Below are 17,590 nucleotides of genomic sequence, written 5' to 3' on the forward strand. Positions count from 1 at the left end.
GACTGGGCGTTGATTTGGCACAAAAACCTTGCCAAGTTTCATGGTGCGGGAGCCAATGCGGGTTGGCAATTTCGCCAATCCGGTGTGATCGAGTTTCTCCTGGACCGGAAAAAGAAGGGGACGCCGACTTGGAAGAGGCTGAAGATCGCCGAGGCGCTCTGGGACTATCAGAAACGTTTTCATCGGGATGGCGGTGAGCGACTGGACCGGATCGGGGCGTCCGTGCTTGCCATGCTGCGCCGGCCTCGCGGTCATGGGTTCTTCAGACGTTTAATCCATCAGTAGTGTGGACGATGACGCTGGAGGCAACGGCGGTGAGCCGCCGGGCTTGTTGGACGGGGCTTGTTGGACGGGGCTTGTTGGCCGGTGGGCAAAACGATGGGGGCAAGACGATGGTGAGAAGAATGGCAGAATGATACGGGGCAGGATGATTCGACTACTTCATCATTCTGCCATTTCATGATTCTGCCTTCCCAGACTCGGCCGGGGCGGCGTTTGGCGTGTCAGGAGACAGTCGGTGCTGGCCCGTCGTTAAACTGTGTCTTCTGGCGGGCATCTTCGTTGGGTGCGTGGCCGAAATCTTCACCGTTCGGGGTAACCTGCCCCGTTCTGCTGCCATAAACCATCTGAAATGGCAATTGATCCCCCCTTCGACGATTCGCAGACCGAATCTGCACTCCGGCGCGTTCGCAGCGGTGAAACCGCGGCGTTTGAGACCGTGGTGCGCGGCTACGAACGGCCGCTGCGGGCTTGGTTGGCCGCCCACGCGCCCCCGGGCGTGGATGTCGACGAGATCGCTCAACGCAGTTTTTTGGCCGCGTTCACCCGGCTGGAGGAATACCAACCGGGGACCGATTTCGCCGCTTGGTTGTTCACCATCGCCCGGTTTCAGCTGCGGACCGAGACGACCCGGCTGCGGCGGATCGCCGACTATCACGCCCGCTACGGCCCCGATCTGTTGCAGCGTGAACTGGACCGACGCAGCGACGAGACGCCGGAGATGTGGACGATGCGGCTGGAAAGTCTGCAGATGTGCCTGGACTCGCTGGGCGATTCGCTACGCCGGTTTGTCACCTGGCGCTACGACGAGGAAATCCCCTTGGAAGAAATGGCCGCCCGTTGCGATCGCTCGGTCCCGGCCGTCAAAAAACAGCTTTGGAAAGTCAGACAGAAGCTGCAATCGTGTATCGAGACTCGAATGGCAACGGCGAAGGGAGGTTCGTTATGAATCCGGAAGATCGTTTCGCCGAGCTTTGGACCGACTACCTGGAAGGCGAGTTGGATGATCAGTCGCTGGCGGAGCTTCGAGAGCTGTTGGAGGCTGACGAGAGCCGCGTGACGTTGGCCGCGGATCTGTTTCAGACGCATCGGCTGTTGGGCTTGGTGGTCGAAGAGGAACCGTCACGCCAGGATGATTTCGTTCGCGAGACGATGGCCAAGCTGCCGAGTGATCCGGACGACTTCGTCGGCCGCGTGATGAGCAAGGTGCGGAAGACAAAGTCGGTGGATGCCGGTGGGGCGGATGACAACTCACATCGGCCGAACCGGCCGCGTGTCGCGGCCCTCGGGCTGTGGGTCGCCGCGGCGGTGTTGTTGCTGGCCGCCGTGTCGTTTTATCTGCTGCCGGGCGGACCGAACGAAATCGAAATCGGATCGGCCGGAAAACCATCCACGGGAAACGCATCGGTCGGCGGCGAAGTGCGGCTGGCCAGCAGCGCGCGGGCGACGTTCTTCGGCGAGCTGTCGCCGCCGGTCGGGACGGTGCTGGTGCCGCAACGCGAGTATGTGCTGATGACCGGGATGGTGGAGGTCGCGTTTCCGGCCGGGGCGTCGGCGATTTTGGAAGGCCCGGCGGTATTCCGCGTGACCAGCGGTGAGAGCTTGGCGTTGGACGTCGGTCGTTGCAGCGTACATGCACCCGATGGTGCCGAAGGATTCCGTGTCGACACGCCGGCCAGTCGCGTCGTCGATCGTGGGACGCGGTTTGCCGTCAGCGTTTCCGAAACCAGTGTCACCGAAGTGCATGTGACCGAAGGGGCCGCGGATGTGTATGAGAACGCCGATCCGGTCGCGGCCGAAACGAATATTCCGACACCATTGGTTGGGCAAACACGATTGGTCGGGGGCGAAGCGAAGGCGTTCTCCACCGCCCGCGGCATCAACGTCGATGCGGTGCCCTTTGACGCCGGTGTGTACCGGGGCGGATTGCCCGATCGCGTGGTGTCGTATGAAGCAAGCGAAGCCGACGGCGGCGGTGCCGAACTGCTTCAAAGCGTGACGATCCAACGTGGCGGACGCGTGATGAAGATCGCGGTAAGCGACTTGATCCCCGCACGGTTGACGTGGTTCCGTGCCACCGAGCCGCGCGCGTTCTTGTGCGGCAGCCAGGAGTTGCCCGTTCCATCGACCGACGTCGTCTTTGATCGCAGTTTGGTCACCGGCGTGATCAACCCCGACGGCAGCGAACAACCGCTGACGAGCGATCCGATCATGGAAGGCGATTCGGGGACGCCCGGCATGGCGTTTCGATTCGATCGACCGATTTTCAACGGGCCGGGAGCCGACGTGGTATTCTTTGATTTGCAAACGTTCGGCAACCCGATCGACGGAGACGCGTTTCACGTCAGCCCGTTGGTGTTTCGCGAGGGATTGCACTCGCACACGATCCGACACTACGACCTGACGATGGAATCCCCCGAGACGCAGGTGCTGGCGAACTTTTACGTTCATCTGTTCGCCCAACCGGCCGACTCGGTCACACAGTTGCAGACGCTCGGTGCGGTCCAGCAACGCCAGGCGATGCGGTTCCGCGGGTTGGCCGTCGGGATCGATTTGTCCGATCTGGGTTACGCCCCAGGGGAGAGCGTCGACGGATTGTTCCTTCAAGACGCGCTGGATGACAAACACATGGTTGACCCGGTCTTCATCGCCGGCCTACCGGAGCTGAAATGAATATGGCAAGAGTGTCAACAATCGCATGCGTGCTCTGCTTCAGCCTGCTGACCACGCCGCTGGTCGCCGCCGACGCCACGCCGGCCCAGCGTGATCTATTTGAGATTCATGTTCGCCCGATGCTGGTCAAGCACTGCATCAAGTGTCACGGCGAATCCAAACAGGAGGGCGGCTTGCGGCTCGATTCATTCGACGCCCTGACCAAGGGCGGCGATTCCGGGCCGGCGATCGTGGCGGGCAAACCGGACGAAAGTCTGTTGATCGAGGCGCTGCGCTACGAATCGTTCGAGATGCCGCCGAGTGGTCAATTGGAAGATTCGGTGACCGCGGGAATCGAACAGTGGATTCAGGCAGATTCGCCCTGGCCGACCGGGCTGGTGCTCAAGCCGATGGCGAAGATCACCGACCAGGACCGCGACTGGTGGTGTTATCAACCGATCGCCGATCCCGATGTGCCGGAGGTGGATGATCAAGGTTGGTGCCGCAACGAGATCGATCACTTTGTGTTTCGGCGACTCGATCAAGAAGGCCTGCGCCCGGCGAGCGAGCCCGACGCTCGAACGCTCCTAAGGCGTGTCCACTTTGCCGTGACCGGTTTGCCGCCTGACGATCAAGCCGCCCAGTCGATCACGAGTGACGGCAACTGGTACGAAACGCTGGTCGATCAATTGCTCGACGATCCCGCGTACGGCGAGAACCAAGCGAGGTATTGGTTGGACTTGGTCCGCTACGCCGATTCGGATGGTTACAACGCCGATCACGGACGTCCCGAAGCGCACCACTATCGCGAGTATGCGATTCGATCGTTCAACGAAGACAAGCCGTATGATCGATTTGTCACCGAACAACTGGCCGGCGATGAAGTCGATCCCGGCAACCGTGACGCGTTGATCGGGACGATGTATCTGCGCCATTGGATCTACGAATGGAACCAACGCGATGTGGAAGGCCAGTGGGATCAGATCCTCAGCGACGTCACCGAGACAACCGCCGACGTGTTTCTAGCTCAGGGATTGAAGTGTGCCCGCTGTCACGATCACAAGTTCGATCCGCTGTTGCAGAAGGACTACTACGCGATGAAGGCGTTTTTCGCGCCGCTGCAACCGCGCGAGGACCAGCCGATCGCGGATGTCGAAACACGCGCCAAGCATTTACAGCAACAACAAGCTTGGGAGGCGGCCACCGAAGAGATTCGCCAGCGGTTGCACGAGATCGAAACGCCGGTGTTGCTGAAGCATGCCACCCGCGAGGGCTTTGACAAGTTCACCAAGGAGATCCGGTCGATGATCTCCAGCCGTCGTTGCGACCGCAGCCCCTATGAACATCAAATCGCATCGTTGGCGTCCAACCAGTTTGACGTTCATCCGGACAAGCTGGCCGAGTGGCTGGACGAGGAAACTGAAGCGGAACGTCAACGCTTGCGAAAACAGCTGGCCGAGTTCGATCATTTGAAACCCGAGTCGCTGCCGACGCTGAAGTTTGTCGCCAGCGATGTCGGGCCTGTTGCGCCGCCGACGACGATTCCCGATTCGGCCGATGCGTCGCCGATTGCTCCGGGATACCCGACGATTCTGGATGACAAGCCGGCCGAGGTTCAGCCGCCGCCGGCCGCGCTGCAATCGACCGGACGCCGGACGACACTGGCACGCTGGATCACCGACGAAAACAACCCGCTGACGGCGCGGGTGATCGTCAATCGCATCTGGCAACAACACTTTGGTCGCGGGCTGGTGGAAACGACCAGCGATTTCGGCCACCTGGGCACGCCGCCGTCTCACCCCGAGTTGCTCGACTGGTTGGCCCGCCGGTTCATGCGGGACGGCTGGAGTCTGAAAAAACTGCATCGGCTGATTTTGACTTCGGCGACCTACCGGCAATCTTCCCAGCGACCGATGGATGAGCAGTTGGCGAAGATCGATCCGCAGAATGTGCTGCTGTGGCGGATGACGCCGCGACGGCTGTCCGGTGAAGAGATTCACGATTGCGTGCTTTCGGCCAGCGGCGAAATGGGGAAAGGGAAACGGGCGATCTACAAAACGGTCAAACGCAATAAGCTGGATCCGCTGTTGGCAGCGTTCGACTTTCCCGATCGAGTGGAAAGTCAGTGCAAACGACACCGCACGACCACTTCGCCCCAAGCGTTGTTGTTGATGAATGATCCCTGGTTGCATGATCGGGCCAAACACTTGGCGGCCCAGATGGAATCGGAAAGCTTCGACACGCTGCTCCGGTCGGCCTATCAACGGTTCTTTTTTCGTGCACCGACCGACGATGAACTTCGCCAAGCCCGGCAGTTCGTCGATTCCTATCAATCGATCACGCCGCAGCCCGAACCGCCGAAGTTGCTGGCGTCGTTTCCGGGCGGGCGTTCGGCGATCGCGTTGAAATCCGACCCGCCGACAAAGATTCAAATCCCGCCGGTCAAACCGCTGCAGCCGATGTCGGACGAAGGCGACTTTACCATCGAAGCGACCGTGATGTTGGATTCGCTGTATCCGGATGCGTCGGTGCGAACGATCGTCGCCAACTGGTCGGGCAATCAGTCACACCGCGGATGGTCGCTGGGCGTGACGTCCACCAAGAGTGCGTTCAAGCCGCGCAACTTGATCCTGCAACTTGTCGGGTCCCGCGAAGAACAGGGCGGCAAACCGGAATACGAAGTCGTCGCGTCGAACTTGCGGCTGGAATTGAACCGACCGTATTACGTTGCCGTTTCGATCGACTTGGATGACCCATCGAAGGATGGCATCACGTTCTATTTACGAGACCTGTCGAAACCGGATTCGAAACTGCAGGTTGCCGGTGTTGCACACCAGGCCCGCTGGGACGTGCAAGCCGATCGTCCGATCGAACTGGGCGGCCGCTCCGGTTCACATCGTTGGGACGGATTGATCCAGAACGTCCGACTGCATCAGACGGCACTCGGCGGCGACCAAGTGGCGCGACAATTGTCCGGCGAGGGATCGATGTCGCATTTGGTTTTCGATGTTCAGTTTGACGATGCCGATGAATTGGGCCGTGACGTGTCCGGCAACAATCTGCATGCCATCGTCAACTCGGGTGACGACACGATGGCGTCACCCCAACAACGCGCCCGCGAGGCGCTGATTCACGCGCTGTTATGCTCCAATGAGGCGATCTATGTCGATTGAAAAAACGAATCGCGAAACGATGTCACGTCGCCGGATGTTGCTGCACAGCGGCAGCGGATTTGGTGCGATGGCATTGGCGGGGATGTTGCCGCAGGACAACGCTGCGGCGGCCAAACGGTCGGCCCCCTCGCCGCTGGCTGCGAAATTGACGAACCATCCGGCGAAAGCCAAAAGCGTGATCTTTCTGTTCATGGATGGCGGGCCGAGCCACCTGGACACGTTTGATCCCAAACCGGCGCTTGAGAAACTGGCTGGCAAGCCGATCCCCGAAAGCTTCGGCCGGGTGATCACCGCGATGGGCGAATACGATTCGCCGATCCTGCCGTCGCCGCGAAAGTGGAAACAGCACGGCGAAAGCGGATTGTGGGTTTCCGACTGGCTGCCGCACACCGCGGAAATGGCCGACGAGTTGGCCGTGATCCGGTCGTGTTGGACCAACGGCATTAATCACTCCGGCGGCATCTGTCAGATGAACACCGGCAGCCAGTTCGCCGGGCGGCCGTCGCTGGGCAGTTGGGTGACGTACGGGTTGGGGACGGAAAACGAAAACCTGCCCGCCTTTGTCGTCATGCAAGAGGGCAAGGGGCGCGTGATCAACGGTGCGCGAAACTGGGGCGCCGGGTTCATGCCGGCGATCTATCAGGGTACGACGATGCAGAAGACTGGCCAGCCCTTTGAAAACCTGAGCCCTCCCGACCACGTGGCGTCCGACCAGCAGCGACGGGAGCTGGATTTCTTGGCCCGGCTGAATCAACGTCATGCGGCCGAGCGTCAAGACAACACGGATTTGGAAGCGCGGATCCGCAGCTTTGAACTCGCCTTCCAAATGCAATCCCACGCACCCGAAGCGGTCGACTTGTCACAGGAGTCGGCCGACACGCATCGCTTGTACGGACTGGACGATGACGCGACCGCACCCTACGGGCGCAATCTGTTGATGGCACGTCGGCTGGTCGAACGCGGCGTGCGGTTCGTGCAGTGTTACCACGGCGCGGGCAGCAAGTGGGATGCTCACGACAACATCGAAGCCAATCACACCCGGATGTGTCGCGGCATGGATCTGCCGGTTGCGGGATTGCTGAAGGATTTGAAACAGCGAGGGTTGTTAGAGCAAACGCTGGTGGTGTGGGGCGGCGAGTTTGGGCGCACGCCGATGAGCGAAAAGGGCGACGGCCGCGACCACAACCCGACCGGATTTACGATGTGGATGGCCGGCGGGGGCGTGCAAGGCGGACAGGCGTATGGGACGACCGACGAAGTCGGATTGCACGCCGTGGAAGATCGTTTGCACGTCCACGACATCCACTCGACGGTGCTGCATCTGATGGGCGTCGATCACCGCAAGTTGGTCTACATGCACAAGGGACGCCCGGAGCGGATCGATCAAAACGAAGGCCGCGCGTACACGGAGGTCGTGGCGTCATGAGGTTGGGTCAGTGTTTATTCTTCTGTCTGGCGTTGTTTGTCGGTCTGGCATTGTTCGTCGGGGGCAGCGCGTTGGTTGCCCAGGACCAGGACAACGCCAACTCGGGTCCGGTCGCACGCTGGGACTTCGGCGGCGACGATGTGATTCCCGCAGCCGTTCGGGGCGGCGTTCAGCAGAATCTGCCGGGACCGCGCCCTCCGGAGTTCCCCGACTTTGCCGCCGACAACACCGCCGTGCGCTTCGATGGCGGGTACCTGGCCATCACTGACACCGGGGCGGACAGCGAGTTCGACTTCACCGACGGGGATGCCGTCACGCTGGAGGCCTGGGTGAACCCGATCGGAATCCGGCCCGGGGATCTGTGGTATGTGATCGGCAAGGGAAGAACCGGTTCGCCGGGTTTCGCACGCGACAACCAGAACTGGTCGCTGCGATTGACCGGCGACAAGGGCGAAGCGCGCGTGAACTTTTTATTCGCGACCGAGCCGTCCGGCGGCGACAAACATTGGCACCGCTGGACGTCGAAGCTAGGGTTTCCGCTCAGCACCGGGTGGCATCACATCGCGATCACGTATCGATTCGGCGACCCCAACTCGATTCGCGGTTTCGTCAACGGTCAGCCGACCGATGGCACGTGGGACATGGGCGGTGCGACCAGCGAACCTCCGGTGGTTGACGACGACCAAGTTCGTATCGGCAGCCGTTTCAAGGGCATGATCGATGCGGTCGCCATCCACCGCGAAGTGCTGGATGACGAAACGATCGCGACAAAGTTTCGACGCGTCGGCGGGCCTCGTGTGGTCAAGCTGCAACCGGAAGTCATGCCCGAGCTGGGTGATGTCCCCGAAGGCCGCGTCGTGATGCAGCTGTGCAGCGGTTTTCCGACACACGACCGCTGGTTGTACGACGGTGAAACGCAGCCGGACGAATCGGCACGTTGGATCGGCGATGATTTTTTGATTCCGCGGATCCCGCTCGAGTTCGATGACTGGGGGGTTCGCACGGGCTGGAATGCGCCGGTGTTGTTGCGGATGGCCGGCGATGTCGAGTTGCCGGTCGGAACCCATTCGTTCTTGATGCGTGCCCGTGGGTTGGGGCGGCTGTGGATCGACGGCCAGCTGGTGTTGCGAACCGAGGCCCACAACAAGGCTCCGCCCAACGGCGAAGAACCGATGACACCGCTCGCCGTACCGCCGTTGCCCGGAGTGCGGGTGCACGGGTACCGGCAACAAGAAGTCATCGCCGATGCGACGATCGAGCCCGAAGGCGAAGGCACCACGCGGCGGTGCCGTGTAGTGATGGAGCTTGTTGTCGGCGGCAGCAGTCGACGCACGGAAACCGGCGAAGTCTGTGTGGCGATGTTGACCGAAGACGGAACGTCCTACGAGGTGTTGGGGGCGGGAACGAAACGCTTGCCGTTGACCGATGCCGCCGTCGAGCCCGCGCTGGACCGCATTGAAAACTCGCTCGCGCGATTTGACGATGCCCGGCGCCGCGACGCCGCGGCCTCACAGGATTCGTTTTGGCGTCACCGTCACGAGCTGGCCCGACGATGGGCGGAGCAACATCCGGCGCCGGAAATCCCCACGCCGGAGACTCATCCGGTCGACGCGTTTGTCGAGCAAAAGATTGAAACCGCGTTGGCCGCATCGGCTGCCGTCGATGATTCCCAGGCCGAACATTTTCATGGCAACGTCCTACCGCTGCTCCGCGAACAGTGTTTCCGTTGTCACGGTGAAAAGTCCAAGGGCGGTTTGAAGTTGGATTCGCGCGACGCGGCCCTGGCCGGCGGTGAATCCGAGAATCCCGCGGTGGTTCCCGGAGATTTGGAATCGAGCGAGTTGATCAGTCAAATTCGCAGCGGGGCGATGCCGCCGACGGATGAAGGATTGTCCGAGCAGCAGATCGAATTGTTGGAGCAATGGGTCCGCGACGGCGCGGCTTGGCCGGCGCCGCCGCTGGAGGCCGAACGCGTCGCATTGGCGCCGATCGTCGACGACGAAGCGTTCTTGCGCCGCGTTTATCTGGATACCGTGGGCGTTCCGCCGAGTGCGAAAGAAGCCAGGGCGTTTCTTGACGACCAGCGCGATGACAAACGACAACGCTTGATCGACGATCTGGTGGCCGACGGACGGTTTGCCGATCACTGGATGAGTTTCTGGCAGGACCTGTTGGCGGAGAATCCCTCGCTGTTGAACGCGTCGTTGAACAGCACCGGACCGTTTCGTTGGTTCCTGTATGATTCGATGCGAGACCACAAACCGGTCGATCGCATGTTGACCGAATTGTTGTTGTTGCGTGGCGGCGCGTCCGAAGGCGGCAGCGCCGGATTTGGTGTGGCTGCGGAGAATGATTCGCCGATGGCGGCCAAGGGGCACATCATCGCTTCGGCTTTCTTGGGCATCGAACTGCAGTGTGCCCGGTGTCACGATTCGCCCTACCACAGCACGACGCAGCACGACCTTTATTCGTTGGCCGCGATGATGGCTCGCAAATCAATGAAGGTCCCCGCGACCAGTCGTGTCCCGGCCGGGTTCTTTGAGAACCAGCAAAACCGAGAGTCGTTGATTCAAGTGACGCTTGCCGCCGACGAATCGGTCTCGCCCCGGTGGCCGTTTGCTCAACAAACCGGTGCAGTCGACAACACGGACATCGATGCGTTGATGATGAAGCCGTCCGATACCCGCGAAAGACTCGCCGCACTGGTCACCGCGCCCCAGAACACACGGTTTTCAAGCGTCATCGTCAATCGAGTCTGGAAACAGTTGATCGGAGCGGGGATCGTCGAACCGGTGCACGACTGGGAAGGCCGCGGTGCGAGTCACCCGGAGTTGCTGGATTGGTTGGCCCATGATTTCGTCGCGCATGGTTACGACCTGCGGCACACGGTCCGCCGCATCGTGTCCTCGGATCTGTACCAGCGTGATGCGCTCGGGGCGAACCAGCAAGCGTCGCCGGAGCTGCGTTTCTTTAACGCGCCGGAGCGTCGTCGATTGACGGCCGAGCAGATCGTCGATTCGCTGCATCAATCCACCGGAAATGCGATCGACGTCGAAGAGCTGACGTTTGTGCATGACGGTCGGCGTCCACTGAGCAACCGTCAAACGCTGGGACACCCCCACCGCGCGTGGATGTTCGCCGACATCAAGAACGAACGCGATAGGCCCAGTCTGTCGCTGCCGAAAGCGCGGTCGGTCCTGGATGTCTTGGAAGCGTTCGGCTGGACGGGATCGCGTCAAATGCCGATTGTAGAACGTGAAACCGATCCGAACGTGTTGCAACCGGGAATCCTGGCCAACGGCACGTTGTCGATGACCCTGACGCGGGCCTCGCGGGAGAGCGATTTGGCGCTTCTGGCGATCGATGCGGCATCGCCGGAGGACTTGGTCGAGACCTTGTTTTTGCGCATGTTGTGCCGGATGCCGAATCGGCAAGAGCGAGCGGAGTTCACTGCGGCATTGGCCGAGGGTTTTGACCGGCGGATCGTTCCCGACGCGGACGTGATGGGCTACCAGCCGCCGGCGCCGTTGCCGCTGGTGACCTGGTTCAACCATCTGCGTCCCCGAGCCAACGAGATTCAAGTGGAATTGGAACGTCGTGTTGCCGCCGGACCGCCGCCCGACCCGCGGCTGGAAACCTCGTGGCGGGAGGTCTATGAGGATGTCATCTGGAGCCTGGTCAACCATCGCGAATTTGTTTGGATCCCGTAATCGAGTCATGAACATGAGAGCTATTACAAGACGCGACCTGTTGGCCGCCGGTGCAGCAACCGCGGGCGGAATGGCCCTCGCGTCACAAGCACGCGCGAACCCGTCCAGTCATGCAGCGCCAGGCAATCCGATCCAAGGCAAAACCGAGCACGTGATTTCGATCTGGCTGGGCGGCGGCATGGGGCAAATCGATACCTTCGATCCCAAACGCAAGGGCGATCCGAAGAAGAAGCAGGCGGGATCTTATTACGAGTCGATCGACACCGCGGTCGATGGGGTGCAAGTCTGTGAACACTTGTCGAAGTTGGCGCCGTTGATGGATCGTGTCACGGCGGTCCGCAGCGTGCATCACGAAATGATCGACGAGCATGCCGCGGCGACCAATCGCATGCACACCGGCCGGCCGATCAGCGGAACGGTGACGTACCCTTCGCTGGGATCGATCATCGCACACGAACGTGGTGCCGCCGGCGATGCAGCCCCGCCGTACGTTTTGATCGGCTATCCGAACGTGACCCGTGGGCCGGGGTTCCTGGGCGCCCGCGACAGTTACCTGTATCTGACCGACACCAGCCAAGGCCCGGCGGGGTTGAGTCGCCCCGACGGGATCACGGCGAAGCGTCAATCGCGGCGTGAGCGGTTTCTGGCGACGTTGCAGCGTAGCGGCGATTCGACCGCCGAGCAGCGTTTGCTGGATTACGACGCTGCGATCCGTCAGAGTTTGGAACTGAGCGGCCCGAGCTTCAGTCGGGTGTTCCAGCTGGATCGTGAACCGGCCGATCTGCGCTCGCGCTACGGCGGCGAGTTCGGCCAGCGTTGTTTGCTCAGCCGCCGATTGGTGGAGCGTGGTGTGCGGTTTATTGAAGTGTCGCACAACCTGAACTTTCTCAATGGTGCCGGTTGGGATGTGCACAACGCGGGGATCGAGCAACAGCACAAATTGATCCAGGAGATGGACACGGCGGTGTCGGCGTTGATTTTGGATCTGGAGCAGAAGAAGCTGCTCGATAAAACGTTGATCGTGATCACCAGTGAATTCGGACGTCCACCGGAGTTTGACAGCGGTGGTGGTCGGGGGCACCAAGGCACGGCGTTCAGTTGCATCCTGGCCGGCGGCGGGTTGGCCCACCGCGGTGCCTGGGGCGAAACCGATGAACTGTCAAAAAGAATCGTGTCCAATCCGGTCAGCGTGCCCGACTTCTTCGCGACGATCTTTGCCGCCGCCCAAGTCGATTACGGCAAGAACCTGTACGCCGGCGACCGCCCCGTCCCGATCACCGACCGCGGCAAGCCGATCGCGGAGTTGCTGGTGTAGTGTGACATGGGGTGGCGGCGCGGAGCTTGTCCCAACCGCTGTGGTGTAGAGGACCTCGGTCGATAGGACCAATGGGACAGACGGGACCTATAAGTCCGATGTGTCCCATTGGTCTCATTGCACGATCATCACCCTTGCAAGCAGCGTGCAACCGAAACGCAAAGCGTCTCATCGACCGAGTCAGCGTTTTGTAGATCTGCGCGGCAATGATGTGCGTAGCGGTTGGACACCAATAAAACGTCGTGGAACAAGGAATTGTGCAGTTCGGTAATGCGGGAGCCTTGCTAAACTAACGGAGCATCCAAATGTTACGCAATTTGGGTAACGTGGGGAGCAGTCTCCGGTGCCAGCCATTAACTCGTGGGGGATTTCGTGACCAACAAGGACAAGGCAATCTCGGTGATCCAATCACTTGACGATGACGTCTCGCTTGATGACGTCATCGATCGACTCTACCTACTTCGAAAAATTGAATTGGGAATTGCTCAGGCCGATGCGGACGACGTGATGGAGCACGACGATTTCATGAACGAACTCGAGTCAGAAGATGCCGCAGGGTAAGGTTTTCTGGACGCGTCAGGCGCGAGAGGATCTGCGAGCGATTCGCGATCACATCGCGCGTGATGCGCCTGCCACCGCTTCGGCCTACCTTCGTAATCTGAGATCTTCCGTGGGACGCTTGAAACAGTTTCCTTTCTCTGGTGAGGTCGTTCCCGAGATTGGTCGAGAAGAGTTACGTGAGGTGCTGCAAGGGAGCTACCGGATCATCTACCGCGTGTCTGAACGTCGCGTTGATATTCTGGCGGTTTTCCATAGTGCCCGAATTCTCGGTGAACATGACATAGGTAACACCGACTGAAGCCAGTCACTGTGAGCCACAACCCCTACCGAGCGCCGGCCAACCATTCAGCCACCGAGGCTCGCGTTGGTCCGTCAGACTATCCCGCGATTCGGTTCTGGTTATACATGCACGTCGCATCGGTGATCCTGTCCAGCATCTTTTCTCTCGTTGACACTCGTATCATTCTGGTTCCGCCGGCTGCGCGAGAGGTTGTTCAATGGATTGTTCCAATTTTCCTCTCCGCACTCCTGATTTGCCCCCTCGCCGTGTTGCGTTTAAGGAAATAGAAATGATTGAAACACTTTGTCGCTGCTCATCACTCTTGCTCCTGTTGCTACCGGCGACGATTGTGGTGGCGGACGATTCGCGGATCCAGTTTTATGTATCTCCGGCGGGATTGGATTCGCAATCCGGGACGTCGAAGCAACCATTTGCCTCGATCGCACGGGCTCAGCAAGCGGTCCGTGCCGCTCGGGCTGGCGGTGGCGATCAGGCCGTGACCGTTCACTTGGCGGCCGGTCACTATTCCTTGGGGCAGACCATCGTCTTTACTCCGGCCGAATCGGGGGCGTCACCGGAGCGTCCGGTGCGCTATCTTGGCGATCCCGCCGGCGAAGTCGTCTTGTCCGGCGGGCGGCGGATCGATGGCTGGCAAGTGGATCCCGAACATCCCGGCTTGTGGAAGACGCGCGTCGCGGTGCCGGAATCGGCAGACAAAGACGCCTGGCGGTTTGAACAATTGTGGGTCAACGGGCGTCGCGCAACGCGAGCGAGAACGCCCAATGACGGCGACTTCTTCACCTTGTTGGGTGTTGGTGAAACGCCCGTGGAATCATCGCCGTCAAGGATGAAACACACGTTCGCCGCCCGCCCAAGCGACTTGGTTTCGCTGGGTAACACCGATCCGGATTCACTCCGCGATGTCCAAGCCGTCGTCTATCACAAATGGGACACCACACGGGAATTCTTGAGGTCTTGTTCGCCAAGTGAAGGTTATTTCACGACGCATGGAACACCGATGAAGTCTCACAATCCGATGAATCGCGATTGTTTGTTCTTTGTCGAAAACTATCGCGATGCACTCGATTCCGCCGGCGAATGGTTCTTGGATCGACAGGGATGGTTGTTCTATCGTCCGCGTGAAGGCGAGACGATTGCCGAGGTCGAAGCGTTCTCGGCAGAGCTGCCGCGATTGTTTGAATTCCGAGGAGAAGTCGATGATCCCCAGCGGCGCGTCCAACACATTCACTTTGAAGGGCTGGCACTGCGGCACACCGAGTTTCGCATTCCCGAACAAGGTATCCCGCCGAATCAGGCGGCGATGAACGTCGACGCCACCGCGATCCAGCTCGACGGTGCGCGGAACATACGCTTTACCGATTGCGCGGTCGAACACATCGGCGGCACCGGATTTTGGTTTCGCCAGGCGTGCCGCGATTGTCGTGTCCGGCGCACTCGCGTCTTTGATACCGGTGCCAGCGCCGTGCGAATCGGCGAGACACGTTTGGTGCCTGAACCGGTCCGCACGTCGGCGATTACGGTCGACAACTGCATCTTGCACAGCGGTGGACGAATCTTGCCCTGTGCCGTGGGGGTCTGGATCGGACACAGCAGCGACAACGCGGTCACGCACTGTGACATTGCCGACTATTATTACACCGCGGTTTCAGTCGGTTGGCGTTGGGGATACGCGGACAGCGGAGCGAAACGCAATCGCATCGAGTTCAACCACCTGCATCACATCGGGTACCGCATTCTTAGCGACATGGGCGGCGTCTATACCTTGGGGCCATCGGAGGGCACGCGAGTCGCCGGGAACGTGATCCATGACGTCTACGCAACCCGGTATGGAGGATGGGGGCTGTATCCCGACGAAGGCAGTTCGCACATCGTGTTTGAAAACAACTTGGTGTACGACGTCCGTGACGGCGGGTTTCACCAGCACTACGGTCGCGAAAACATTGTTCGCAACAACATCCTGGCGTTCAGCGAAGAAGGCCAGGTCGCGGTGACACGCGCCGAACCACACCTCTCGTTCACGTTCGAGCGGAATCTGGTTTACTTTGACGATGGCCGATTGCTCGGGTATTCCGGGTGGAACAACGGTTCCAAAGTCGCGATGAACCACAACCTGTATTGGCGTGCCGGTGGTGAACCGATCGACTTTGCCGGCAAGAGTTGGCAGCAATGGCGCGACGCGGGTCACGATCAGGATTCGATCATCGCGGACCCGATGTTCGTCGACGCGGAAAATCGCGACTTCCGACTGCGACCGGGATCACCCGCGTCCGAGATCGGGTTCGTCCCGTTTGACGTCACATTGGCTGGTGTACAAGGCGATCGGCATTGGAAAGACCTGGCCGCGTCGACGCGTTTCCGCAAACCGTATCAGGTTCCTCCGCCACAGCCGGTCGACCGTGTGCGGGAGGGTGATTTACTTGAGTCACTGCCGGGTTCTTCGATGCTGGAATGACAGGCTGGAAGCCTATCCCACGAAGCCTTACTCCGATTTCAGGAAGTCGTACTCCGGGTTCACACACCGGCCCGCTGACGATTTGTAGACCAGTCGCAATGACTCGCGGCTTTCGGGATAACGTCCCTTGTCATCGGTCGCGTCCTGCCACTGTTTCAGTTGCTGACGATGTTCCTGGAGCACGGATTGGTAGTCCGGATTGTCGGCCAGGTTGATCGTTTGGTGGGGATCGGTGGTCAGGTCGTACAGTTCTTCTTCGGGGCGATGTTCGGCGTCGTAGTAAGAGGCTTGGAGCTTGCTCAGCTTTTCGGCGGCGAGCAGATTGCGTAGCGTGACGAAGGTCGGGTAGTTTTCGCGGTATTGCGGCTGGTACAACGCTCGATCGGTTTTGTAGTTTCGGATGTATCGAAACCGCGGTGAGCGGACGGTGCGGATGCGGTCGATCGCGTTGCCCATCCTGTCGCGTGCCGAGATCACGTATTGGCGGGGTGTAAAATCAGCGGCGAACAGGTCACGGCCCTCCATGAATTCCGGGATCTCGATCCCTGCCAGCCCCAGTGAACTGGTCGTGATGTCGATCCCGCTGACCAGATCCGATCGTGATTTTCCACGACGCGTGATTTGGTCGGTTCCGGCCGGCCAGTGGACGACCAGCGGGATCTTGGTGCCGTCTTCGTAGAGGAACTGTTTGGCACGCGGCAGAGGGCTGCCGTGGTCGGTGAAGAAGAACACGGCGGTGTTGTCCCACAGACCGTACTCTTTCAATGCCGCGATGATGGCGCCGACCTGCGCATCGGTTTCAGCGATCTGTTCGTAGTGACGTGCGATGGCGTTGCGGAACACGGGATGATCGGGGTACTGCGGCGGCACATTCACTTGGGCTTCCGCGACGCGGCTGGCGGCCGGATACTTGGATCCCGTTTCGCCTTCGAACTTTCCGCCCTTGAGTTGGATTTGGCCGAAGAACCGTTTGCCTTGCAATTGTTTCAACCAGGAAACGTCACGGCCGACCATGTGGCTGCTGACTTGTTTTCGCGTGGGCCGTTTGAACTCTGGCGAGTACATCCTGTCGCGATCGCGCTGGAAGTTGTAATCGTCCTTGGCCTCGTTGAAGGTCAGGTAGCCGGCGTCACGAAACAATTCGGGGACCGTCACCACAGCGTCGGGCAACGGTTTTTTGATCATGGTGCGATGCTGATGCAGACCGTGCGTCGTTTGCATCGTGCCGGTGATCAACGCCGAACGGGTGGTCGAACAAACCGGCGCCGGCATGTAGGCGCGAGTGAACAGCACACCGCCCTCGGCCAGACTGTCGATGTGGGGCGTTTCGGCCAGCGGGTCGCCGTAGCAGCCCATCCAGTCGCTCATGTCATCGACATAGATCCATAGAACATTCGGACGATCCGCTCGGGCGTTGTCGGCAGGCAGCAAGTGCAGCGTCGCAGCCAACAGGATCATCAAGGGAGAAAGTCGCCGGGGGCACGGGAAACGAAGTTGGATCATGCGGTGGACGTGGGGAAGTGATCGAAGCGGAGACGATGGTTGGCCGGTGAGGCCGCCAGCTATTTTAGCCACGCTCGCCCCAAGGTGGGAAACCGCCATCGAGTGACGGCAGCTAGCCGGACAGCGCCACTTTGCACGAGAAACATCGTAAATCGTCGGTCAGACGTAGCTGCCTTCGCCAGAAGGTGGGGCGCCGGGGGGGCCACGCTCTGGCGAGC

At 60.3% G+C, this 17,590-nt stretch carries 10 protein-coding genes and 1 pseudogene; 10 read left to right on the forward strand and 1 reads right to left on the reverse strand.

Going from position 1 to position 17,590, the window contains the following annotated elements; genetic code table 11:
- The 10 genes and pseudogenes from H1B37_RS26595 to H1B37_RS26640 all read left to right on the forward strand — a co-directional run.
- Nucleotides 1-285 (forward strand): annotated as a pseudogene (locus tag H1B37_RS26595) (hypothetical protein); the annotation flags it as partial.
- A 346-nt stretch (nucleotides 286-631) separates the two neighbouring features.
- A complete protein-coding gene (locus tag H1B37_RS26600) occupies nucleotides 632-1,228 on the forward strand; it encodes a sigma-70 family RNA polymerase sigma factor (protein WP_182870315.1) in 597 nt (198 codons plus the stop codon).
- Nucleotides 1,225-2,952: a FecR domain-containing protein gene (locus H1B37_RS26605; protein WP_182870316.1), complete on the forward strand. Its 1,728-nt coding sequence runs from the start codon at nucleotides 1,225-1,227 to the stop codon at nucleotides 2,950-2,952. The genes H1B37_RS26600 and H1B37_RS26605 overlap by 4 nt, the downstream gene beginning before the upstream one ends.
- A gap of 20 nt (nucleotides 2,953-2,972) precedes the next feature.
- Nucleotides 2,973-6,104, forward strand: coding sequence for a DUF1553 domain-containing protein (locus H1B37_RS26610; protein ID WP_436298901.1), 3,132 nt, complete (start codon nucleotides 2,973-2,975; stop codon nucleotides 6,102-6,104).
- Nucleotides 6,094-7,530: a DUF1501 domain-containing protein gene (locus H1B37_RS26615; RefSeq protein ID WP_286178225.1), complete on the forward strand. Its 1,437-nt coding sequence runs from the start codon at nucleotides 6,094-6,096 to the stop codon at nucleotides 7,528-7,530. The genes H1B37_RS26610 and H1B37_RS26615 overlap by 11 nt, the downstream gene beginning before the upstream one ends.
- Nucleotides 7,527-11,240 carry a DUF1553 domain-containing protein gene (locus tag H1B37_RS26620; protein WP_182870318.1) on the forward strand — a complete coding sequence of 1,238 codons (3,714 nt, stop codon included), beginning with the start codon at nucleotides 7,527-7,529 and terminating at the stop codon, nucleotides 11,238-11,240. Before H1B37_RS26615 ends, H1B37_RS26620 begins: the two co-directional genes overlap by 4 nt.
- Nucleotides 11,241-11,253: 13 nt before the next feature.
- Nucleotides 11,254-12,555 carry a DUF1501 domain-containing protein gene (locus H1B37_RS26625; protein ID WP_220498386.1) on the forward strand — a complete coding sequence of 434 codons (1,302 nt, stop codon included), beginning with the start codon at nucleotides 11,254-11,256 and terminating at the stop codon, nucleotides 12,553-12,555.
- Nucleotides 12,556-12,927: 372 nt separating this feature from the next.
- Nucleotides 12,928-13,116 carry a hypothetical protein gene (locus tag H1B37_RS26630; RefSeq protein WP_182870320.1) on the forward strand — a complete coding sequence of 63 codons (189 nt, stop codon included), beginning with the start codon at nucleotides 12,928-12,930 and terminating at the stop codon, nucleotides 13,114-13,116.
- Complete coding sequence (locus H1B37_RS26635) at nucleotides 13,103-13,414, forward strand: type II toxin-antitoxin system RelE/ParE family toxin (protein ID WP_182870321.1); 312 nt, start codon at nucleotides 13,103-13,105, stop codon at nucleotides 13,412-13,414. Before H1B37_RS26630 ends, H1B37_RS26635 begins: the two co-directional genes overlap by 14 nt.
- Nucleotides 13,415-13,685: 271 nt before the next feature.
- Nucleotides 13,686-15,869 (forward strand): right-handed parallel beta-helix repeat-containing protein, encoded by a 2,184-nt coding sequence (locus tag H1B37_RS26640; RefSeq protein WP_182870322.1) that lies wholly within the window; start codon nucleotides 13,686-13,688, stop codon nucleotides 15,867-15,869.
- 27 nt (nucleotides 15,870-15,896) lie between these two features.
- Here the strand turns inward: H1B37_RS26640 and H1B37_RS26645 are convergent, their stop codons facing one another.
- Nucleotides 15,897-17,327 (reverse strand): sulfatase family protein, encoded by a 1,431-nt coding sequence (locus H1B37_RS26645; protein WP_182870323.1) that lies wholly within the window; start codon nucleotides 17,325-17,327, stop codon nucleotides 15,897-15,899.
- Nucleotides 17,328-17,590: the final 263 nt, after the last annotated feature.

Origin of the sequence: Stieleria mannarensis (assembly GCF_014154935.1) — a bacterium.
Lineage (GTDB): Bacteria > Planctomycetota > Planctomycetia > Pirellulales > Pirellulaceae > Stieleria > Stieleria mannarensis.